The organism is Bradyrhizobium sp. USDA 10063, from assembly GCF_054063735.1.
This window is the reverse complement of record NZ_JBSSGP010000002.1, coordinates 3,055,750-3,075,816: the sequence shown is the minus strand read 5'-3', so window position 1 is coordinate 3,075,816 and position 20,067 is coordinate 3,055,750. Positions and strand designations below refer to the sequence as shown.

Here is a 20,067-nt window from a genome sequence, read left to right as displayed (position 1 = left end):
GCATCGGCGGTTAGCGGGCGCCGATCGCCTTGAACTTGCGTACCTGATCTGTCAGTGCCCGCTCGACCGGCAGGCGCTCCATCGAGGAGGCGCCATAGAAGCCGTGGCATTTGCGGGTCTTCTTCATGATGAAATCGGCGTCGGCCGGGTCCGCGATTGGACCGCCATGCGCGAGCACCAGGATGTGCGGGTTGACGCTGAGGGCGGCCTCGGCCCAGGCATCGATGCGGGCCGGGCAGTCCTCGAGCTTGAGCGCGGTCTGCGCGCCGATCGCGCCGCCAGTGGTGAGACCGAGATGGCAGACGATGATGTCGGCGCCGGCGATCGCCATCGCAGCCGCTTCCGTCTCGCTGAAGACGTAAGGCGTCGTCAGCATGTCCTTGTCGTGCGCTTTGGCGATCATCTCGATCTCCAGCGCATAGGACATGCCGGTCTCCTCGAGATTGGCGCGGAAAGTCCCGTCGATCAGGCCGACGGTCGGAAAGTTCTGCACGCCGGAGAAGCCGAGCGCTTTCAACTGGTCCAGGAACAGGTCCATGTCGCGGAACGGATCGGTGCCGTTGACGCCGGCGAGCACCGGCGTGTTGGTCACGACCGGCAGCACTTCGCCGGCCATCTCGAGCACGATCGCATTGGCGTCACCATAGGGCATCAGCCCGGCGAGCGAGCCGCGTCCGGCCATGCGGTAGCGGCCCGAATTGTAGATCACGATCAGGTCAACGCCGCCGGCCTCCTCGCATTTGGCCGAAAGCCCGGTGCCGGCGCCGCCGCCGACGATCGGCTCGCCCCTGGCCGCCATGTCGCGAAACCTCTTCAAGAGCGCCGCGCGTTCAAACCTGCCCATGGGTCACCTCGCCACTCTCCGCCGTCCGCCCGCGCGTCCGAGCAGAGGACGGAACGCGGCTACGATTGCAGCCGCAAATTCGGGATCGTTGATGTTGCGCCTGACGCGAATGAGCTGGCGGTTGCCGGTCTGGCGCACGGTCCGCTCCAGCGCGCGGAATAGCGCCGCATCAGCATCCGGGTCCCAGAAAGGTTGACCTGCTGCATCGAGCGCGGAGACGCCGCCCTCGGGCAGGAAGAAGCGCACGGGACCATCCATCTGGTTCAGCCGCTCGCCGATCCAGCGGCCCATGCGCTCGTTCTCTTCCACTGTCGTCCGCATCAACGTGACCTGCGGGTTGTGGACGTGGAATTTGCGCTGGTGGTAGCGCTCGGGGATGGTGTCGGGCGCGCCGAAATTGACCATATCGAGCGCGCCGACGGAGCCGACATAGGGCACACGGCTGCGGATGATCGCGCCGAAGCGATCATCGGTGGCCGGGAAGACGCCGCCCATCAGGAGATCGCAGATTTCGGTGGTCGTCAGATCGATGACACCGGCGAGCTGTCCGGAGTCGACGAGCTTCTCCATCGAACGGCCGCCGACGCCGGTGGCGTGAAAGACGAGGCACTCGAAGTCGTCCTTCAACTCGGCCGCGATCTTCTGCACCGCGGGCGTGGTCACGCCGAACATGGTGATGCCGACGGCGGGAAGACTGCTGCCCGTCTCGCGCTGGCGAGCGCCGCGTTCGTCCAGACGCGCCTTGACCATGCCGACCAGCGCATTGGCGCCGTTGGAGAGCACCGCGCGCGAGATCGAGTTGAGGCCTTGAACGTCGGTCACCGAATACATCATCATGATGTCGGCAGGTCCAACATAGGGACCGACATCGCCCGAGGCGACGGAAGAGATGATGATCTTGGGCACGCCGACGGGCAGGGTGCGCATCGCGGGCGCAACCAGCGAGGCGCCGCCGGAGCCGCCGGCCGAGATGATGCCGGCGACGTTGCCCTGGCGGCGCAGCCATTTCGCGAAAGCATCGGCCATCGCGCCGACCGAGGCGCCGCGATCGGTGCCGAACACGCCCGATCCGCCGCGGCCATGGTTCAGCGCGATCTCCTGGGCGGAGACGTCGCAGGTCGTCTGCTTGCCGCTGGTGGAGACGTCGACCAGGCGGGAACGCAGCCCGCTTGCCGCGATGATATCGCGAATGAAGCGCAGTTCCGGTCCTTTGGTGTCGAGCGTGCCGACGACCAGCACGACGGGCGGGCCGGAGGTTTGCGCGGTGACCGGTTCGCGCCGCTGCCGCACAGTCTCTTCAAGCCGCGTGACGCCAGCCGAATGCGTTCGCGCGGCGGCCTCGATGCGGGCGATCGGCACCGGCTGCGACCAGCGCGTCGGCAGCGTGGGGTTGGAGATGTAGATGCGGACCGGGCCTTTGCTGCGCGCGCGCTGCGGCACGGCATCCGGCTCTGCTTTTGCCGGGCCCGCCTCGAGATCGGCTGCAACATCGCCGTGCAGCCCGACGCCGAGCAGGCGCTGCTGCAGGTCGCGGTCGGCGGCAAGGCGAACGGAATCGATGATGCGGTTGATGCGGCCGTTGACCATGATGGCGACATTCTTGGAAACCGCGGTTGCGACGCCGATGTTCTGCTCGATCACCAGCACCGACATGTCGCCGTCTTCGCCGAGCCGAACCAGCATCTCCTCGACCTGCGCTACGATCACCGGCGCCAGACCTTCGGTCGGCTCATCCATGATCAGCAGATGCGGATTGGTGAGCAGCGCGCGCGAGATCGCGAGCATCTGCTGCTCGCCGCCGGAGAGCTGGCTGCCACCATGATCCCTGCGCTCGGCAAGCCGCGGGAAGGTGTCGTAGATCCGCTCGACCGTCCACGAGCCGCGACGCATCCCGGCGGCGAGTTGCAGATGCTCCTCGACGCTGAGCGAGCGCCACAGGCGCCTGCCTTGCGGCACATAGCCGACGCCAAGCCGCGCGATCCGGGCCAGGCTCAGGCGCATGACGTCCTCGCCGCGAATGCGCACCGAACCGCCACTGGCCCGCACCAGGCCCATGATGGTCTTGCAGAGCGTGGTCTTGCCCATGCCGTTGCGGCCGACCACCGAGAACACGCCGGAATCGAGCGTGAGGTCGACGCCCTGCAGCGCATGCGAATGGCCGTAGTAGACGTCGAGGCCCCTGACCTCCAAAGCGGGCGCGGCGTGGCGGGCATTATTCATGGCCGCCCCCGAGATAGAGCTCCTGCACCTCGGGATCGGATTCGATCTCGCGCGGCAGGCCTTCCTTGAAGACGCGGCCGTTGTGCATCATCGTGACGCTCTCGACGACGCGCAGCGCGACGTCCATGTCGTGCTCGATGATGATGTAGCCGATATGCGCAGGCAACGAAGTGAGGATCTCGATCAGTTCGAGCCGCTCCGCCGGCGACAGGCCCGCCGCCGGTTCGTCGAACAGGATGAAGCGCGGCGCGCCGGCGAGCGCGAGCGCGATCTCGAGCTGGCGCTGCTGGCCGTGGGCGAGCTCGGCGACGCGCTGGTCCTTCACGGCGGTGAGGTGAACCGCCTGCACCAGCGTTTCCGTTGCGTGCATCAGCGCGTCGTTCGCGCCCGGACGCAGGAAGGAGAAGCGTCCGCGCGAGACGCCGCGGCAGGCCAGATAGACGTTGTCCTGCACGGTGAGACCGGGGAACAGCGCCGATATCTGGTAGGTGCGGCGCAGCCCGCGGCGAATACGCTCATAGGGCGGAAAGCGCGTGACGTCTTCGCCGAAGAAGCGGATGGTGCCGGAGGAGGGCGGGAAATCGCCGGTGATGCAATTGAACAGGGTGGTCTTGCCGGCGCCGTTGGAGCCGAGCACCGCGCGCCGCTCGCCTGGCCGCACCGTCATCGTCACGTCGGTCAGCGCGGCGAGCGCGCCGAACAGCCGCGTCACCCCGCGCAGTTCCAGCGCGGCGCCGGCCCCAACTGCGGAGAGGCGGTGGGCGACGCTATCCATGATTGCGCCCCGCGGTGCTGCTCGAGGCGCGTGCTTGGCGGCGACGCCAGCGCTCCCAAAGGCCGATCACGCCGTCCGACGACCAGAACACGATCGCGAGGAAGCCAAGCCCGATCAGGAGCCGGAAGCGGTTGCCGTCGAGCCCGAACTTGATCAGGACGTCGAGCGCGAAGGTGCGCAGGATGACGAAGATCAGGGCGCCGATAAAGGGGCCGACCGGCCGGGTGATGCCGCCGACCACGGCGATGATCAGGATGTCGATGCAGCGCTCGACGCCGACCGAGCCGGGCGAGATCTGTCGGTAGTTCCAGACCTGCAATACGCCGCCGAGCCCGGCGATGAAGGATGCGAACGCGTAAGCTGCGACGCGGTGCGCATTGACGTTGAAGCCGAGCGCCGCCATGCGGCGGGGATTGTCGCGCACGCCCTGAAGCGCCAGGCCGAACGGGGCGCGAGAGACGTACTGCACCGCGAAATAGCAGAGCGCGGCGATGGCGAGGATCAGATAGTAGAACGGAATATCGGAACGCCAGTCGACGCCGAAGGCATGCGGTGTGGCGACGGTGTTGATGCCGGTATGGCCGTTGAAGATGGCCCAGTTCTGGTTGGTGAAATAATAGAACGCCGCGCCGATCGCGAGCGTGATCATGATGGTGTAGATGCCCTCGGTGCGGACCGCGAGCGCGCCGCCGAGCGTGCCGAAGATCGTCGCCAGCACCAGCGCCATCGGGGTTGCAAGCCACCACGGCCAGCCGAGGCTGATATTGGCGTTGCCGCTGACGCCGAACACCGCGACCATGTAGCCGGCGAAGCCCGCGATGGTGAGCTGCATCAGGCTGACCATGCCGCCATAGCCGGCGAGGAACATCAGGCTGAGCGCGATGACGCCGAGGATCAGCGTGGTGCCGAAGATTTCGATCAGGAAGAAGCCGCTCGCGATCAGCGGCATGATCACGAGGATCAGCGCGACCAGCCACGCGGCCGGGTTGTTGAGCTCGGGCCACGCGCGGAACCTCGGGCGTTCCACTGCGGTCGCTGGTGCATGAAGCTGCGTCAACGACATGTCATCGCCTCGCGAGCAGACCCTGCGGCCGCAGCGCCAGGACCAAGACCATGATCAGGAAGGTCACGACGATGGCGTAGGTCGGGATGTAGACCGAGCCGAGCTGCTCGGCGAGGCCGATGATGACGGCGCCGAGCGCCGCGCCCGGGATCGATCCCATGCCGCCGACGATCACGACTACGAGCGAGGCGAGCAGGAAGCGCGTATCCTCGCCCGGCGAGATCGACTGGAACGTGCCGCCGACCACGCCGGCGATGCCGGCAAGACCGGCGCCGAGCGCGAACACCAGCACGAACACGGCTTGGATCTGCACGCCGGTCGCGGCCAATATGTCGCGATCATCGACGCCGGCGCGCACGATCATGCCGATCCGCGTGCGGTTCAGCGCCAGCCACATCGCAATGCCGATCACGACGGAGGCGGCGAAGATCGCGAGCCGCACCATCGGATATTGCAGATAGACCGGCTCGCCGGAGGATTTGACCGCGGTGATGAACGGGAGCTGCACTGGGCCGACCAGCCAGCTCGGCGTCTGGATCTGGTAGAAGTCGCCGCCGAACACCCACAGCATCAAATCGGCGAACACGATCGCAAGCCCGATCGTCACCATGGTCTGCCGCAAATCCTGGCCCTCCATGCGGCGGAACACCAGGATCTGCAGGAGCACGCCGACCAGCGCGACCGCGAGAAAGGCGACCACGAAACTCAGGATCCAGGAGCCGGTCCAGGCGCTGATGGCGTAGCCGACATAGCCGCCGAACAGATAGAGCGAGCCATGCGCGAGGTTGACGTTGCGCATCAAGCCGAAGATCAGCGTGAAGCCGCTCGCCACCAGGAAATAGAGGCCGCCGAGCGTGATGCCGTTGAAGATGGCGTTGAGGAAGACCCGCTTGCGGCCGATCGCCTGCTCCAGGCCCGGCGGCCAGACCGCGAAGACCAGCCACAGCAGGAGCGCGACCGCGATGATCGCGATCAGCGCCCATGCCGGATGGCGTTCGATGAATCGTGCCATCGACGTGCGTTCCCTCAAGGCCTCGCGATCGTCTTTTCGGATCGCGTTTTCCGTATCTTAGTGCGGGCCGAGGTAGCGGATTTGACTGGGAGTATCTTTTATCGGCGCTAGAAGTTAGGTCGAATTGCATCTGCAAGCGACGCTGCGCTCCCTCTCCCGCTTGCGGGAGAGGGCTGGGGTGAGGGTGTTTCCGCATTGGGACTCTCTCAGTGGAATCCCCGTGTCGAGAGAGCCCTCACCCGGCGCTATGCGCCGACCTCTCCCGCAAGCGGGAGAGGTGGGCTACGGACGCAGCACCTTGGCGGCGCGGCGGTAGTCGGTCGGGGCCATGCCGACATTGGCGGCGAAGAAGCGGGTGAAGCCGCTTTGCGAGGAGAAGCCGAGATCGAAGCCGATATCGGCGATCGGTGCCTCAGTGGCGACCAGTGCGTCCAGTGCCTGCTCCATGATCAGCGTGTTGCGATAGAGGTGCGGCGTGACGCCGGTCTGGGTGCGGAACAGGCGGTAGAAGTGAGGCCGCGACAGGCCGGAGGCGCGGGCGATCGAATCCAGCTCGATCTCAGCGCCGGGGCTTTCCGACAACAGCTTCACGGATTTGCGGATGCGAAAATCCGTGATCGCCGCAGTCGTGCGGATTTCCTGGCGAACTTCGGATTGCCGCCAGCTTTCCTCGTAGCTGAGATCGATCAGGCGCCGCAATTCGCCATCAAGGCTCTTGAGCGAGGGTGCGCCGCACACAAGCGCTGCGGTGTGGCGGATGAGCCGGTCGAGTATGTCGGTGCGCTTGAACTGGGTGCGGCCGAAGCGGAGGCTCTGCGCGCACGGCGTGTTGGGTGCGAACCACTCGGCATTGACATAGAGCACGAAGAAGATCGCGCCCCTGTCCATGTCCGTCGGCAGGAAGTTGTGTGGCTCCCACGGGTTGACCGCGACGACGGAATCCTCGGTCAGGAGCCGCCGCTGGTCGCAGACGTCGATCTGCGCCGGCGTGCCGCCGACATGGAAGATCAGATGTCCTTCGCGGTGCGCATGCACGTTGAAGGGACGGTTCAACTGATAGACCGTCGCGCGACCGAACCGGCCGTGGAAGACGGCAAGCGCTTTGCTCATGCCCTCCCTCCCGCGGGATGTTCTTGTCTTTTCTAACTAGCGTTCAACATCCGGGAAAAGAACGCAAGCGTGAGAACGCCGCGCGCCCGTCAGCCAACGGTCGGTTCGCACCTGCAAAAATTAGGTCAGTACTTCTTGCATTCCGGGATCGTGCGGCTGGGCAGGCCGATCTTGGCGAACACCGCCGGATCGTAGCCGAGCGTCTGGTTCACGTTCGGGATCACCTTCACGACCTTGCTGAACAGGGCGCCCTTGCCGTCATCCACCACCTCGGTCACGAAATTGGTGCCGATCGCCTGGCGGTTGGAATCGAGCTTGATCTTGCCGTTGGGCGCGTCGAGCTCGATCTTGGCCAGGGCTTCCTTGAACTTCGCCTGGTTGTTGCTGAGATCGCCATTGACCTGGCGCAGCGCCAGGATCAGCGCCATGGTCGATCCGTAATAGTTGGTGGCGAGCAGCGAGGGGCTCGGGAAGCGCTTGTTCGGCGGGAACGAGTCCTGATAGGCCTTCACGAATTTCTGCCAGCCGGGATCCTCCCAGGTGTCGGCCTGGCCGCTCGCGGCGATGGTGCCGATCAGCGCGTTCTTGGCGCTGCCCTTGGAGGACAGGATGGTCTGGTCGATCATGATCGATCCGCCCATCAGATGCGCCTTGCCGCCGGCCTGCTGATACTGGTTGAGGAAGTTGACGGCATCAGCGCCGCCGAGGCCGAGATAGATCGCATCGACATCGTCGGGCAGGGCGGCGATCACGGAGGCGAAGTCCTTGGTGCCGAGCGGCACCCATTGCCGGTTCGTGACCTGTCCGCCGGCGCCGCAGAATTCAAGCACGAGGCCGAACACCTGGGTGTAGATGAAGGAATAGTCTTCGCCGACGGTCGCGATCTTGCGATAGCCCTTGGTGTCATAGGCATACTTGCCGAGACCGACCTGCCACTGCGCGCCGTCCATGTTGTAGCGGAAGAAGTTCGGAGCAGGGTCGACATAGGTCGTCTCCTGCGCACCGGACGCGGCGTTGATGAAGGTCAGCTCGGGACGTGACTTCGCAAAGTTCTTCACGGCGATGCCTTCATCACCGGAGAGTGGCGAGAGCAGGATCTGCACCTTGTCCTGCTCGATCAGCTTGCGCACCGCGCGCACTGCGGAATCGGGCGTCGCATCCGTCGAAGCGATGACGAATTCGAGCTCCTTGTCGCCGACCTTCTTGCCGAGCGTATTGAGCGCGGTCTGAAAACCGCGGATGCCATCCTCTCCGAGCACGGTATAGGTGCCTTCGAGGGTCGCGGTGACGCCGACCTTGATCTTCTCCTGCGCGACTGCGGCGCCCGAAAGCAACAGGCTGCCTAACGCGATCAGTCCCACACTGCCTTTCAACATTGTTCTCCTCCTCCCGTTTTGCAGCGTCTTGCATGCGGCCGCGTCGTTGCGGCTTTCGCGACGTCTGGTTGTTGGGAGAAGGCTAACCGATGGCGGATGCAGCGCGGACGTCTCCGCGCCGCGCGGCTTGACGGGCAGTCTCATTTTGCATGCTGCGCCGCAGCGAGTTTGCGCGGGGGATTGCCGGGCGCGTTATGCCGGCTCGGACTCGCGGGCGCGGTGGCGCGTCTCGGTGAGGCAGAGGAAGCGCGTGAGACTCTGCGCGATCGGCTCGCGCGTCAGCCCACGGGTGATGAACACCAGGAATGATGGCTGCCCGGCATCCTCTCCGGTGAGGTGAACCGGCGGGTGCATGGAGTGTTGCACGCCATGGATCACCACCGGATTGGCGCGGGCCGACGTGCGGACCAGGCCTTTCACGCGAAGGATGCGATCGCCGTGCCGGTGCAGCAGCGCGGAAAGCCACAGCGTGAAAGCGGGCCAGTCGATCCGCTCGGGCAGCGCCAGCGTGAACGAGCCGACATTCTGATCGTGCTGCGGCACTTCGCTGGCCGCGAACGGCGTTTTGGCGCGGGATGCAATCCCACCCGCCGTCCGATCGAACAGCCGTGCGAGGCTGAAGTCGGGATCCTGCGCATCGTGCAGGACGAGATCGGGCGCGATCGCGGTCGCCGCCGCGGTGATATCGCGGGCGTCATGTGCTGCCCGCAGATCGGTCTTCGTTATCACCAGCGCGTCGGCAATCGCGACCTGTCGCCGGGCTTCGTCAAAGTCCTGCAGGTTGCGCAGGCCCGCGACGGCATCGACCACGGCGATCACGCTGACGAGTTCGACATGCTGGCGCAGCCATGGATCGCGCGCGATGGTGCCGACGATCGGGGAGGGATCCGCAAGTCCGGAGGTCTCGATGATCGCGCGCGTGAAGCGCGTCTGTCCGTCCTGCCGCGACATCCGCACCAGGTCGTAGAGCGCGCGGCCGACATCGGCGCGCCGTGCGCAGCACATGCAGCCATTGCCGATCAGCTCGACGTTCTCGGCGGCATGCACCATCAGCCGATGGTCGAGACCGGCCTCGCCGAACTCGTTGACCACGACGCCCGTGCCCTGGCCTTCCGGCTCGCGCAGGAAGCGCTGCACCAGCGTGGTCTTGCCGCTGCCGAGAAAGCCGGTGACGATGAAGAGCGGCAGGCGGTCAGGCATGTGAGCCTCCGCCGGCGAAGGACGGATCAAGCGGGTCGATACGGCGTCCGGACAGCGCTTCCGCCGCCGGCCAGACATCGTTGAGGGTCGGCGCGATCCTGGAGCGGCCGACCCGGTCGAACAGCATCAGGGCCTCGCCGTCCCAGTCCTCGCAGCTTACCTGAAGCGGCGCCAGGACGATGTTCAGGAGTTCGATGCGGCGCTTGCGCTCGCTTCGGTAGTGCTGGATGTCGTCGAACGGAAAGCGCTCGTCGCGCAACCGGCCGAAGTCGCTCCAATGCTCGCCGGCGCCGAAGATGGCGCACACTTCACACATCGGCGACCTGATCGCCGAGCCGGACTTCCATTGCCGGCGTCATGGTCTGCGTCAGGCTCTCCGAGACCCGCTTGCGGGCGAGATCGGCATGGGATCGCGCCAGCTCTTCGGCGCGGTCGCCGTCCCGCTCGCGGATCGCTTCCACCAATTCGCGATGCTCGCGCACGATCTCGCTGACATGGCTGCGATAGGAGCGCTCGGTCGGAAAGCACTCGCTGGTCATGGCGAGCCGCGCAATGCGCAGGTCGGCGGTGAGCTGCTGGATATAGAAGCGCTGCAGCAGGGAGTTGCGGCAGGCGGCACCGATCACGGCGTGGAAGCGGAAGTTGGCGTCCAGCATTTCCACCGAGTCGTCCTGCCGGAACGCGGTCTCGAACGCCTTGCGCTCGACATCCATCTTCGCGACCTGCTCGTCGGTGCGGCGAATTGCCGCCCATCGCGTGACGAGCCGCTGCGACACGTCGAACGCCTCGAGATGTTCGCGGATGTCGTTCCACCCCATCGGCGCGACGCGGGCGCCGCGATTGGGGACGAGCTGCACCAGGCCCTCGGCGGCAAGCCGCACAAGCGCTTCGCGCACCGGCGTGCGCGAAACGCCGAAGCGCGCGACCAGGGTTGCTTCGTCCAGATCCTCGCCCGGCACCAGGGTGAAAGAGACGATCTCCTGCATCAGGGCGCGGTAGGCGTGCTCGCTGCTGGCCCCCTTCAGTGCCTTAACATTGGAGCGAGGTGCCTTCTTTTTGCTCATTGCGGCCTCCGTCGCTTTATGTATATTTTGTGTATGCACCGTTTGCAACTCTTCGTCGACAAGGTTTTTTGATGCTCGCACAAGCCACCGTGAACGGCATCTTGCTGGGAGGCCTCTACGGCCTGGCAACGGTCGGCTTTTCCATGGTGTGGGGCGTAATGGGAGTCATCAATCTCGCGCATACCGCCTTCATCACGCTCGGCGCCTATCTCACTTATGTGCTGTTCGAGCGCTATGGCGTCGATCCGCTGCTGTCGATGCCGCTCGCGATGGCGGCGATGTTCGCGCTCGGCTACGGCATCCAGAGGCTGATCCTCAACCACGTCATCCGCACCAGCCTGCTGCTTTCGCTGGTCGTGACGTTCGGCATCGAGCTCGTCCTGACCGATGCCACCGTGCTGATCTTCACCTCCGACGTGCGCTCGGTGAACGCGTCCTACGCCAGCACGTCGGTCGCGGTGTTTGGCACGCTGGTGCCGGTGGTGCGACTGCTCGCCGCCGGCCTCTCGCTCGCGCTGGGCGTTGCCTTCTTCATTTTCCTGCGCCGCGCCAGCCTCGGGCAGGCGATCCTCGCGACGGCGCTGGACCGCGAGATGTCCAACCTGATGGGCATCAACCCGCAGAAGGTGTTTGCGCTCACCGCGGGCGCCGGCGCGGCGCTGGCGGGTGCCGCGGGCTCGCTGTCGAGCATGCTGTTTCCGGTATCGCCGACCATGGGCGTCAGCTTTCTCGCCGCCGTGTTCGTGATCACCGTTCTCGGCGGCATCGGCAGCGTCGAAGGCTGCATCGTTGCAGGCTTCCTCTACGGCCTCGTGCAGGCCTGGGCCGCCTATTGGCTCGGGACCAGTTTCCAGGAGATCGTTGCGTTCGCGATGTTCCTCGGCGTGCTCGTGGTGCGGCCGCAGGGCCTGTTCGGCCGTGCCTTCTTCGGAGAGCACGCATGAGCGAGGCCGCGGTGCTGGATCAGGGCGCCAAGGCGTCCACCGTGCGGCCGCTGATGTGGGCCGCGGTCGCGATCGGTCTCATTGTGCTGTGCGCGGCGCCGATCGGCATCAGCTCGTACTGGCTGCGCGTCTTGACCACCGTGCTCATGTACGTGATCGTGACGCAGGGCCTCAACGTGATCGTCGGCATCACCGGCTATCATGCCTTCGGCAACGGCGTGTTCTTCGGGATCGGCGCCTATGCGTGCGGCACCGCGATGGTGGCGGGGCTGCCGTTCGCGGTCGGCATTGCGCTGGCAATCGTGGTGTCGGCGGTTTGCGCGCTCATCCTCGGCTGGCCGATCCTGCGGCTGAAGGGCCACTACTTCGCGATCGCGACGGTGGCGCTGAATCTGGCGGCGGTGCAGATCATCATCCAGATCGGCGGCATCACCGGCGGCGCGCAGGGCCTCGCGCTGCCGCTCAGCGATTGGGATCCGAAGCCGCTCTATATCGCGCTCTACTATCTGATGCTGGCCGGCGCAGTGGCGTCGACCGCCATCGTCGCCATCCTGCTCAAGCGTCCGCTCGGCTTTGCGCTGCGCGCGATCCGCGACAGCGAACGTGCCGCCGCGGTGATGGGCATCAATACCACGAAGGCGAAGGTCTATGCCTGGGCGATCAGCGCGGGCCTGACGGGATTCGCCGGCGGCGTCTGGGCCTACTGGATCACCTTCATCGAGCCGTCCAGCGCGTTCGATCCGGCCGTCGGCGTGAAGGCCTACATCATGCTGATCATCGGCGGCATGGGCAGCATCCTGGGGCCGGTGATCGGCGCTTTCGTGCTCGAGATCGTCTCGACCCTGGTCTGGAGCGGCTTCCTGAAGGCGCATCAGTTGATCCTGGGGCTCCTGATCGTCATCGTCTGCATCGTCGCCCCCAACGGCATCATCAATGCCTTTGCACGGCTCGTTCGATCGGTGAGGAGGGGCGATGGCGCTGCTTGAAGGCCGCAACCTCACCATCAAGTTCGGCGGCGTGCTCGCGCTCGACGGCGTCAGCTTCGGCGTCGAAGCCGGACAGATCTTCGGCGTCATCGGCCCCAACGGCGCCGGCAAGACCACGCTGCTGAATGCGATCTCCTCGGTCTACAAGCTCGACGGCGGGTCGATTTCGTTTGCCGGGGAGGACGTCACCAACGTTCCGTCGTATGAGCTGTCACGCCTCGGTGTGGCCCGCACGTTCCAGATCGTGCAGCCGTTCAACCACATGACTGTGCGCGAGAACGTCACCGTCGGCGCCATGTATGGCCACGCCAGATTGCGCCAGCGCAGCGAATATCTCGATGCCGCCGACGAGGCGCTGGAGCGTGTCGGCCTGATCGCGAAGGCGCATTTCATGCCGCCGCATCTGACGCTGTCCGACCGCAAGCGGCTCGAAGTCGCCCGCGCGCTCGCCATGAAGCCGCGGCTCCTGCTGCTCGACGAAGTCATGGCGGGGCTCAACCTCACCGAGATCGAGCGCATGATCGATCTCGTGCGCGAGATCAATGCCGCGGGCATGACGGTGATCGTGATCGAGCACGTCATGAAGGCGGTGCTGGCGCTGTGCCACCGCGCCATGGTGCTCAATTTCGGCCGCAAACTGACCGAAGGCATGCCGCATGACGTGGTCAACGAACCTGCGGTGATCGAGGCCTATCTCGGCACCCGTTTTGCGAAGACGCGCGCCGGGAGTGCGGCATGAGCCTGCTGTCGGTCGAGCAGCTCGCGGTCAGCTATGGCGACAGCCGGGTCCTGGTCGATGTCGGCTTCGAACTGCGGCAGGGCGAGATCGTCGCGCTCGTCGGCGCCAACGGTGCCGGGAAGACGACGCTGCTGCGAACCTTGACCGGGCTGGTGTCGCCGCGATCCGGTTCGATCAATTTCGACGGCCGGCCAATCGTCACTGTCCCGCCCTATGACCGCGCGCGGCTCGGGCTTGCGATGGTTCCGGAGGGGCGCCGCCTGTTTCAGGGTCTGACGGTGCGGCAGAACCTGGAGCTGGGTTCGCGTGCCGCTCCTGACAGCTCTCACAAGATAGAGGACATCGACTTCGTCTTCGAGCTGTTCCCGGAGCTGGCGAGACTGCAGAACCGGCTGTCGGGCCTTCTGTCCGGCGGCGAGCAGCAGATGTGCGCGATCGGCCGCGCGCTGATGGCGCGGCCGCGGATGCTGCTGATCGACGAGATGTCGCTCGGTCTCGCGCCCGTTGTCGTCGAGCGCATCGCCGGCGTGATCCGCGCCATCAATCGCGACCGTGGCATCAGCATCCTGCTGGTCGAGCAGGATGTCGGCCTTGCGCTGGAGATCGCCGCCCGCGGCTACGTGCTCGACACCGGCCGCATCATCATCGATGGCCCGTCGTCGGAGCTCCTGCTTCGCGACGACATCCGCGCGGCCTATCTCGGGCTGCAATAGATCAAGCTGGAGGAGTTAGTGAGCGTAGCCTACGACCTCGTCATCGAAAACGGCACCGTCTGGTCGCCGACGTCGTCCTACCGCGCCGACATCGCGGTGAAGGACGGCAGGATCGCCGCGATCGGCGGTCCGTTCCCCGATGCCGCCAAGCGCATCGATGCGCGCGGACAGGACGTGCTGCCCGGCATCTGGCACGTGCATTGCCATTTCCGCGAGCCGGGGCACACCTACAAGGAAGATTTCCAGACCGGATCGGCGGCGGCGGCGGCCGGCGGCGTGACGTTCTGCATCGACATGACCAACAACACGCCGCATCCGACCAGCCTCGAGCATTTCGAGGAGAAGAAGGCGATGGTCGCGCCGAAGGCGCATGTCGACTACGCGCTCTATGGCGGCGGGCTCTATCCGCGCACGGTCGAGGCGCTGGCAAAGGCCGGCGCGATCGGCATCAAGATCTTCAACACCCGCCACATCAAGGAAGTCTATCCCTATATCTCCGAGCTCGGCGTGCTCGACCACGGCATCCTGTACGAGCTCTACGAGGCGACCCGCGATGTCGGCTTGGTCGCCTCCGTGCATCACGACGACCCGGAATGGTGCAAGCGGCTGACCTTCCGCGACTACATCGACAAGGGCCGCACCGATGCGATGGCCTATCAGGAAAGCTTTTCCAAGGGCTACATGTACGGCCACGGCATGGTCGCCGGTCTTGCAACGTCGCTCTATTACGCGCGCATCGCCGGCGTGAGACTGCATGTGCTGCATCTCGGCGTGATGCCATCAGGCGCCAACGAGATGATCCGCCATGCCAAGTTCGAGCTCGGCCAGGACGTCACCGCGGAGCTCGAGCTCGGCACGCTGTTCATGACCCGCGAGCAGATGGAGAAGGTCGGGCCCTATACCTACAATTGGGGCTATGCGCCGGAGCACGGTTGGAAGGCGATCGAAAACGGCGTTGCCGATTTCATCGTGCTGGAACACGCGCCGCATACCCGCGACGACGTCGAGCCGGGCTGGAAGGACATGTTCTCGGTGCCGCTCGGCATGACCGGGGCGCAGGAGTTCGTGCCGCTGATGATCAACGCGGTCAACGAAGGAAAGCTGACGCTCAACCAGGTCGCCCGCATGGCGGCGGAGAAGCCGGCCCGCACCTTCGGAATCTATCCGAAGAAGGGCGTGATCCAGGTCGGCTCGGATGCCGACTTCACCATCATCGATATGACCCGCGAAGGCGAATTCCGGCACGAGGACATGCTGTCGAAGTCGGCGCATACGAGCTGGGTCGGCATGCGCACCAAGGGCGCGGCGACCTACGGCATCGTGCGCGGCGCCGTGGTGATGCGCGACGGCAAGGTCGTCGGCTCACCCGGCTACGGCCAGTTCACGCCCGGCACCGCCGGCCGTTCGACCTAACTGCAAACTGAAGGGGGAAGGCGATGAGGATGAGTAGATCTGCGTTTCTGGCTGGCGCGCTTGCCAGCGGTTTGTTGCTGATCGGCGGCGCTCAGGCGCAGGAGGTCGTCAAGATCGGCGCGGCCGTGAGCCTGACCGGCAATTTCTCGCGCGAGGGCAATCTCCTCAAGAACGGCTATGCCTATTGGGAGAAGCTCGTCAACGGGGCGGGCGGCATCAATGTCGCCGGCAAGAAGGTCAAGGTCCAGGTCATCTACTACGACGACGAGAGCAAGCCGCAGAGCTCGGCGCGCCTGACCGAGAAGCTGATCACGGAAGACAATGTCAGCTTCATCCTTGGGCCGTATTCCTCCGGCATCGCCACCGCAACGGCGGCGATCAGCGAGAAGTACAAGGTCATCACCATGACGCCGATGGCCACCGCCGACAGTCTCTATCAGCGCGGCTACAAGTTCATCTTCTGTCCGGCGCCGCTCGCCTCGACCACGCTCGATCCGATGCTGGACATGATCAAGAAGCTGCCGACGCCGCCGGCGACGGTCGCGATCGCCGGGCCTGACGACCTGTTCCCCAACGTGTTCGCGGGCGCCGCGCAGAAGAAGGCCGAGGCGCTGGGCTTCAAGATCGTCTACAACAGCAAATATCCGAAGGGTTCGGTCGATCTGTCGTCGGTCGCCACCGCGCTGAAGGACGCCAATCCGGAGGCGCTGATCCTGACCGGCTACGTGCAGGATTCGATCCAGCTCGTGAAGGCGCTGCAGTCGTTGAAGGTGAACCCGAAGATCATCGGCTTTGCTTTCGCCGTCGGCATTCCCGACGTTCTGAGCGCGCTCGGGCCGGCCTCGGAAGACCTCATCGGCGTGCAGATCTGGGATCCCGCAGTCAAGTACAAGGGGCCGCTCGTGGCGGATGCTGCTGCTTATGTCGCCGGATATGAGAAGGAGTTCGGCGGCTCCAAGCCGAACTACATCACGGCATCGGGCACCGCGGGCGCGCTCGCGCTGCAGCTCGCGATCGAGAAGGCCGCATCGCTCGACCCGGTGAAGGTGCGCGACGCCATGCTGCAGCTCGATGTCGAGACTTTCTTCGGCCATGTCCAGTTCGATCAGACCGGCGTCGACAAGAAGGCATCCGCGGTGATCTCTCAGGTTCAGGGTGGCGCCGCCGTTCCGGTCTATCCGGCCGAGATCGCGGCCAAGCCAGTGCGCTATCCGCGCAAGCTATTCGAATGATCATCGACGTCCACGCCCATGCGCTCACGCGCGCGTTCCTCTCGGAACTCGCGCGCGAGAAGGCATTCGGGATCGAGGCGAGGGGAGACGGCTTCGGGTTCGGCGGCTATGGCCCGCTCGATCCGCTGCTGTTTGACGTCGAAGGCGCGGCACAGAGCGTCGCCGCGCGCGGCATCTCCCTGCAACTCGTATCGCCGCCGCCGCGCATCGTCAGTCATGCGAGCTGGGGCGCAGATCGCGCATTCGCGCGCCGGCTGAACCGGCAGACCGCGGATTTCGTAAAGGAGGCAGGCCAGCGCCATGGCGGTCTCGCCGTGCCGGCATTGACCGAGCCGGAGCATGCCGTTGCCGAGATCAGCCGCGCGCTTGACGAGGACGGGCTGACCGGCGTGGCGCTGCCGACCTCGGCGGCGGGCCGTCCGCTCGACGATCCGGCCTTCGAGCCGCTGTTTGCGGAATGCGCCCGGCGCGGCGTGATCGTGTTCATGCATCCGACCACCGGCGTCGAGCGCCCGGCGTTCGGCCAGTACACCATGCTGCAACTGGTCGGCTGGCCGTCGGAGACGGCGTTGTGCGTGGCGCGCCTGATCTTCGCCGGCGTGTTCGAGCGCCATCCGGGCTTGAGGCTCGTCCTGGCGCATGGCGGCGGAACGCTGCCGATGCTCGCCGGCCGGCTCGATCTCGCCTATGAGGCGCCGCGCTATGAGGCCAATCCCGATTGCCGCAAGAACATCTCGCGGCCGCCGAGCTCATATCTGAAGCAGATCTTCTACGACACGGTCGTCGCCCATGCTGCGCCGTTGCGCTATCTGGTCGATTTGGTTGGTCCCAGCCAGATCGTGTTCGGCTCGGACTTCCCGTTCGAGATCGGCGATCCCGTCGGCGCCAAGGCGCTGCCCGCCATCGCGCAGCTTCCCGAGGCCACGGCGGCCGCGATCCTTCACGGCAATGCGTCACAGATTCTGGGCGGGGGCAGACCGGGCACGGTGTGACGGAGACGGGTATCGCGTGGGAGGGCCTGACGTGTTCAGGGCGGCGTTTCATTTGCTTTGAAACGCCGCCCTGATTTTTGTCTATGGCTTGCGAGAGCCTTCAGGGCTTCAAGCGGCCACGATATCGAAGCGATCGAGGTTCATCACCTTGGTCCAGGCCGCGACGAAGTCCTTCACGAACTTCTGCTTCGCGTCCGAGCTCGCATAGACTTCCGCCAGCGCGCGGAGCTGCGAGTGCGAACCGAAGATCAGGTCGGCGCGGGTGCCGGTCCACTTGACGTCGCCGGTCTTGCGGTCGCGGCCTTCGAACACCAGTCCGGTGCTGTCGGACGCCTGCCACTGCGTGCCCATGTCGAGCAGGTTGACGAAGAAGTCGTTCGTCAGCTTGCCCGGCTGCTTGGTGAGGACGCCGTGCGCGGACTTGCCGGTATTGGCGCCGAGGACGCGCAGGCCGCCGACGAGGACCGTCATCTCCGGCGCGGTCAGCGTCAGCAACTGCGCCTTGTCGACCAGCAGTTCCTCAGGCGAGATGCGCTGCTTGCCGTGCTGATAGTTGCGGAAGCCGTCGGCGGTCGGCTCGAGCGCCTCGAACGACGCGATGTCGGTCTGTTCCTGCGAAGCATCCATGCGGCCCGGCGTGAAGGGCACCTTCACGTCGAGGCCGGCGTCCTTCGCGGCCTTCTCGATCGCGGCGCTGCCGCCGAGAACGATCAGGTCGGCGAGCGAGACCTTCTTGTCGCCGGACTGCGAAGCGTTGAACTCCTTCTGGATCCCTTCCAGCTTCTGCAGAACCTTCGTGAGCTGGGCCGGCTCGTTGACCTCCCAGTCCTTCTGCGGGGCAAGGCGGATGCGCGCGCCGTTCGCGCCACCGCGCTTGTCGGAGCCGCGGAACGTCGAGGCCGAGGCCCAGGCCGTCGAGACCAGATCGGAAACCGACAGGCCGGACGCCAGGATCTTCGCCTTCAGCGCCGCGATATCCTGCTCGCTGACCAGCTCGTGGTTAACCGCGGGAATGTGATCCTGCCAGATCAGCTCTTCCTTCGGGACCAGCGGGCCGAGGTAACGCACGATCGGGCCCATGTCGCGGTGAGTCAGCTTGAACCAGGCGCGGGCGAACGCGTCGGCGAACTGATCCGGATTCTCGTAGAAGCGCCGCGAGATCTTTTCGTAGTCGGGGTCGACGCGCAACGCGAGGTCGGTGGTCAGCATCGACGGCGCGTGACGCTTCGACGCGTCGTGCGCATCCGGTACCGTGTTGGCGCCTCCGCCGTTCTTTGGCGTCCACTGGTGCGCGCCGGCCGGGCTCTTGGTCAGCTCCCATTCGTAGCCGAACAGGTTCCAGAAGAAGTTGCTGCTCCACTTGGTCGGCGTGGTGGTCCAGATCACTTCCAGCCCGCTGCCGATCGCGTCACCGCCCTTGCCCGAGCCATACTTGCTGGCCCAGCCCAGGCCCTGCTGCTCGATGTCGGCGGCTTCCGGCTCCGGACCGACCAGCGTTGCATCGCCGGCGCCATGGGTCTTGCCGAAGGTGTGACCGCCGGCAATCAGCGCAACGGTTTCCTCGTCGTTCATCGCCATGCGATGGAAGGTCTCTCGGATATCGCGAGCCGCCGCGAGCGGGTCGGGATTGCCGTTCGGGCCTTCCGGATTGACGTAGATCAGACCCATCTGCACGGCGGCGAGCGGATTCTGAAGGTCGCGGTCGCCGCTATAGCGCTCGTCCGCCAGCCACTTGCCTTCCGGACCCCAATAGATGTCCGTTTCCGGCTCCCAGGTGTCCACGCGGCCGCCGCCGAAACCGAAGGTCTTGAAGCCCATCGACTCCAGCGCGACGTTGCCGGTCAGGATCATCAGATCGGCCCAGGAGATCTTGCTGCCGTATTTCTGCTTGATCGGCCACAGCAGGCGGCGGGCCTTGTCGAGGTTCACGTTGTCCGGCCAGCTATTCAGCGGGGCGAAACGCTGCTGGCCGGCTCCGGCGCCACCGCGGCCGTCATGGATGCGGTAGGTGCCTGCGCTGTGCCACGCCATGCGGATGAACAGCGGTCCGTAATGGCCGAAGTCGGCGGGCCACCAATCCTGCGAGTCCGTCATCAGGGCACGGAGGTCCTTGATCACGGCATTCAGATCGAGGCTCTTGAATTCCTTGGCGTAGTCGAACGCCTCGCCCATCGGATTGGACAGGCTCGAATGCTGATGGAGAACCGAAAGGTCGAGCTGGTTCGGCCACCAGTCTTTGTTCTGATTTACGCGGGTCGCACCCGAGAACGGGCACTTGGTCGTGTCATCCATCATCGCCTCCTGGGCAGTTTCTGGTGGGGGTCTGGAACCAATCTAAACAACGGATATCATCAGGTGAAATTGACTTTCTTGATTGTTACGAT

General features: G+C 65.4%; 18 protein-coding genes. 7 read left to right on the top strand and 11 right to left on the bottom strand.

The genetic code is table 11. The annotated features are described in order from the left end of the window. Window positions 1–10: 10 nt before the first annotated feature. From ACVJGD_RS16960 to ACVJGD_RS16915, 10 genes are all read right to left on the bottom strand, one after another. Window positions 11–844: a phosphoenolpyruvate hydrolase family protein gene (locus ACVJGD_RS16960; protein WP_456635414.1), complete on the bottom strand. Its 834-nt coding sequence runs from the start codon at window positions 842–844 to the stop codon at window positions 11–13. Window positions 845–847: 3 nt separating this feature from the next. Next, a complete protein-coding gene (locus tag ACVJGD_RS16955; RefSeq protein ID WP_456635413.1) occupies window positions 848–3,064 on the bottom strand; it encodes a Tm-1-like ATP-binding domain-containing protein in 2,217 nt (738 codons plus the stop codon). Continuing rightward, window positions 3,057–3,839, bottom strand: a complete 783-nt coding sequence (locus ACVJGD_RS16950; protein ID WP_208826079.1) for an ABC transporter ATP-binding protein — start codon at window positions 3,837–3,839, stop codon at window positions 3,057–3,059. The genes ACVJGD_RS16955 and ACVJGD_RS16950 overlap by 8 nt, the downstream gene beginning before the upstream one ends. After that, a complete protein-coding gene (locus tag ACVJGD_RS16945) occupies window positions 3,832–4,902 on the bottom strand; it encodes a branched-chain amino acid ABC transporter permease (RefSeq protein WP_456635412.1) in 1,071 nt (356 codons plus the stop codon). Before ACVJGD_RS16945 ends, ACVJGD_RS16950 begins: the two co-directional genes overlap by 8 nt. A gap of 1 nt (window position 4,903) precedes the next feature. Next, window positions 4,904–5,914 (bottom strand): branched-chain amino acid ABC transporter permease, encoded by a 1,011-nt coding sequence (locus ACVJGD_RS16940; protein ID WP_456635411.1) that lies wholly within the window; start codon window positions 5,912–5,914, stop codon window positions 4,904–4,906. Between the two features lie 282 nt (window positions 5,915–6,196). Beyond that, the gene (locus tag ACVJGD_RS16935) at window positions 6,197–7,024 is read right to left on the bottom strand and encodes a helix-turn-helix domain-containing protein (protein WP_456635410.1); all 828 of its coding nucleotides are present in this window, start codon (window positions 7,022–7,024) and stop codon (window positions 6,197–6,199) included. A 125-nt stretch (window positions 7,025–7,149) separates the two neighbouring features. After that, window positions 7,150–8,400, bottom strand: coding sequence for an ABC transporter substrate-binding protein (locus tag ACVJGD_RS16930; protein WP_456635409.1), 1,251 nt, complete (start codon window positions 8,398–8,400; stop codon window positions 7,150–7,152). A gap of 192 nt (window positions 8,401–8,592) precedes the next feature. Then, on the bottom strand, window positions 8,593–9,600 hold the full coding sequence (locus ACVJGD_RS16925; RefSeq protein WP_456635408.1) for a CobW family GTP-binding protein: 1,008 nt from the start codon (window positions 9,598–9,600) through the stop codon (window positions 8,593–8,595). Next, the gene (locus ACVJGD_RS16920; protein WP_456635407.1) at window positions 9,593–9,907 is read right to left on the bottom strand and encodes a hypothetical protein; all 315 of its coding nucleotides are present in this window, start codon (window positions 9,905–9,907) and stop codon (window positions 9,593–9,595) included. The genes ACVJGD_RS16925 and ACVJGD_RS16920 overlap by 8 nt, the downstream gene beginning before the upstream one ends. 1 nt (window position 9,908) lies before the next feature. After that, window positions 9,909–10,664, bottom strand: a complete 756-nt coding sequence (locus ACVJGD_RS16915) for a GntR family transcriptional regulator (protein WP_456635406.1) — start codon at window positions 10,662–10,664, stop codon at window positions 9,909–9,911. Between the two features lie 71 nt (window positions 10,665–10,735). Between ACVJGD_RS16915 and ACVJGD_RS16910 the strand changes: the two genes are divergently transcribed. Genes ACVJGD_RS16910 through ACVJGD_RS16880 form a run of 7 tightly spaced genes read left to right on the top strand, consistent with a single transcriptional unit; the run spans window position 10,736 to window position 17,683 of the window. Further along, window positions 10,736–11,608 carry a branched-chain amino acid ABC transporter permease gene (locus ACVJGD_RS16910; RefSeq protein WP_456635405.1) on the top strand — a complete coding sequence of 291 codons (873 nt, stop codon included), beginning with the start codon at window positions 10,736–10,738 and terminating at the stop codon, window positions 11,606–11,608. After that, window positions 11,605–12,594, top strand: coding sequence for a branched-chain amino acid ABC transporter permease (locus ACVJGD_RS16905; protein WP_456635404.1), 990 nt, complete (start codon window positions 11,605–11,607; stop codon window positions 12,592–12,594). The genes ACVJGD_RS16910 and ACVJGD_RS16905 overlap by 4 nt, the downstream gene beginning before the upstream one ends. Beyond that, the gene (locus ACVJGD_RS16900) at window positions 12,581–13,333 is read left to right on the top strand and encodes an ABC transporter ATP-binding protein (RefSeq protein ID WP_456635403.1); all 753 of its coding nucleotides are present in this window, start codon (window positions 12,581–12,583) and stop codon (window positions 13,331–13,333) included. Before ACVJGD_RS16905 ends, ACVJGD_RS16900 begins: the two co-directional genes overlap by 14 nt. Next, a complete protein-coding gene (locus ACVJGD_RS16895) occupies window positions 13,330–14,046 on the top strand; it encodes an ABC transporter ATP-binding protein (RefSeq protein ID WP_456635402.1) in 717 nt (238 codons plus the stop codon). Before ACVJGD_RS16900 ends, ACVJGD_RS16895 begins: the two co-directional genes overlap by 4 nt. 18 nt (window positions 14,047–14,064) lie before the next feature. Next, window positions 14,065–15,459: a dihydroorotase gene (locus ACVJGD_RS16890; protein WP_456635401.1), complete on the top strand. Its 1,395-nt coding sequence runs from the start codon at window positions 14,065–14,067 to the stop codon at window positions 15,457–15,459. A 29-nt stretch (window positions 15,460–15,488) separates the two neighbouring features. Then, window positions 15,489–16,691 carry an amino acid ABC transporter substrate-binding protein gene (locus tag ACVJGD_RS16885; protein WP_456635400.1) on the top strand — a complete coding sequence of 401 codons (1,203 nt, stop codon included), beginning with the start codon at window positions 15,489–15,491 and terminating at the stop codon, window positions 16,689–16,691. Further along, window positions 16,688–17,683 carry an amidohydrolase family protein gene (locus ACVJGD_RS16880; protein WP_456635399.1) on the top strand — a complete coding sequence of 332 codons (996 nt, stop codon included), beginning with the start codon at window positions 16,688–16,690 and terminating at the stop codon, window positions 17,681–17,683. Before ACVJGD_RS16885 ends, ACVJGD_RS16880 begins: the two co-directional genes overlap by 4 nt. A 108-nt stretch (window positions 17,684–17,791) precedes the next feature. Here ACVJGD_RS16880 and katG read toward each other — a convergent pair whose 3' ends face one another. Next, entirely contained in the window at window positions 17,792–19,975 is a 2,184-nt protein-coding gene (katG, locus tag ACVJGD_RS16875) for a catalase/peroxidase HPI (protein WP_456640275.1), read from the bottom strand. Window positions 19,976–20,067: the final 92 nt, after the last annotated feature.

What these genes read in the sequence shown, in the direction of transcription:
- ACVJGD_RS16960 (WP_456635414.1), bottom strand. Translation starts at nt 844, where the DNA reads ATGGGCAGGTTTGAACGCGCGGCGCTCTTGAAGAGGTTTCGCGACATG.
- ACVJGD_RS16955 (WP_456635413.1), bottom strand. Translation starts at nt 3,064, where the DNA reads ATGAATAATGCCCGCCACGCCGCGCCCGCTTTGGAGGTCAGGGGCCTC.
- ACVJGD_RS16950 (WP_208826079.1), bottom strand. Translation starts at nt 3,839, where the DNA reads ATGGATAGCGTCGCCCACCGCCTCTCCGCAGTTGGGGCCGGCGCCGCG.
- ACVJGD_RS16945 (WP_456635412.1), bottom strand. Translation starts at nt 4,902, where the DNA reads ATGTCGTTGACGCAGCTTCATGCACCAGCGACCGCAGTGGAACGCCCG.
- ACVJGD_RS16940 (WP_456635411.1), bottom strand. Translation starts at nt 5,914, where the DNA reads ATGGCACGATTCATCGAACGCCATCCGGCATGGGCGCTGATCGCGATC.
- ACVJGD_RS16935 (WP_456635410.1), bottom strand. Translation starts at nt 7,024, where the DNA reads ATGAGCAAAGCGCTTGCCGTCTTCCACGGCCGGTTCGGTCGCGCGACG.
- ACVJGD_RS16930 (WP_456635409.1), bottom strand. Translation starts at nt 8,400, where the DNA reads ATGTTGAAAGGCAGTGTGGGACTGATCGCGTTAGGCAGCCTGTTGCTT.
- ACVJGD_RS16925 (WP_456635408.1), bottom strand. Translation starts at nt 9,600, where the DNA reads ATGCCTGACCGCCTGCCGCTCTTCATCGTCACCGGCTTTCTCGGCAGC.
- ACVJGD_RS16915 (WP_456635406.1), bottom strand. Translation starts at nt 10,664, where the DNA reads ATGAGCAAAAAGAAGGCACCTCGCTCCAATGTTAAGGCACTGAAGGGG.
- ACVJGD_RS16910 (WP_456635405.1), top strand. Translation starts at nt 10,736, where the DNA reads ATGCTCGCACAAGCCACCGTGAACGGCATCTTGCTGGGAGGCCTCTAC.
- ACVJGD_RS16905 (WP_456635404.1), top strand. Translation starts at nt 11,605, where the DNA reads ATGAGCGAGGCCGCGGTGCTGGATCAGGGCGCCAAGGCGTCCACCGTG.
- ACVJGD_RS16900 (WP_456635403.1), top strand. Translation starts at nt 12,581, where the DNA reads ATGGCGCTGCTTGAAGGCCGCAACCTCACCATCAAGTTCGGCGGCGTG.
- ACVJGD_RS16895 (WP_456635402.1), top strand. Translation starts at nt 13,330, where the DNA reads ATGAGCCTGCTGTCGGTCGAGCAGCTCGCGGTCAGCTATGGCGACAGC.
- ACVJGD_RS16885 (WP_456635400.1), top strand. Translation starts at nt 15,489, where the DNA reads ATGAGTAGATCTGCGTTTCTGGCTGGCGCGCTTGCCAGCGGTTTGTTG.
- ACVJGD_RS16880 (WP_456635399.1), top strand. Translation starts at nt 16,688, where the DNA reads ATGATCATCGACGTCCACGCCCATGCGCTCACGCGCGCGTTCCTCTCG.
- katG (WP_456640275.1), bottom strand. Translation starts at nt 19,975, where the DNA reads ATGGATGACACGACCAAGTGCCCGTTCTCGGGTGCGACCCGCGTAAAT.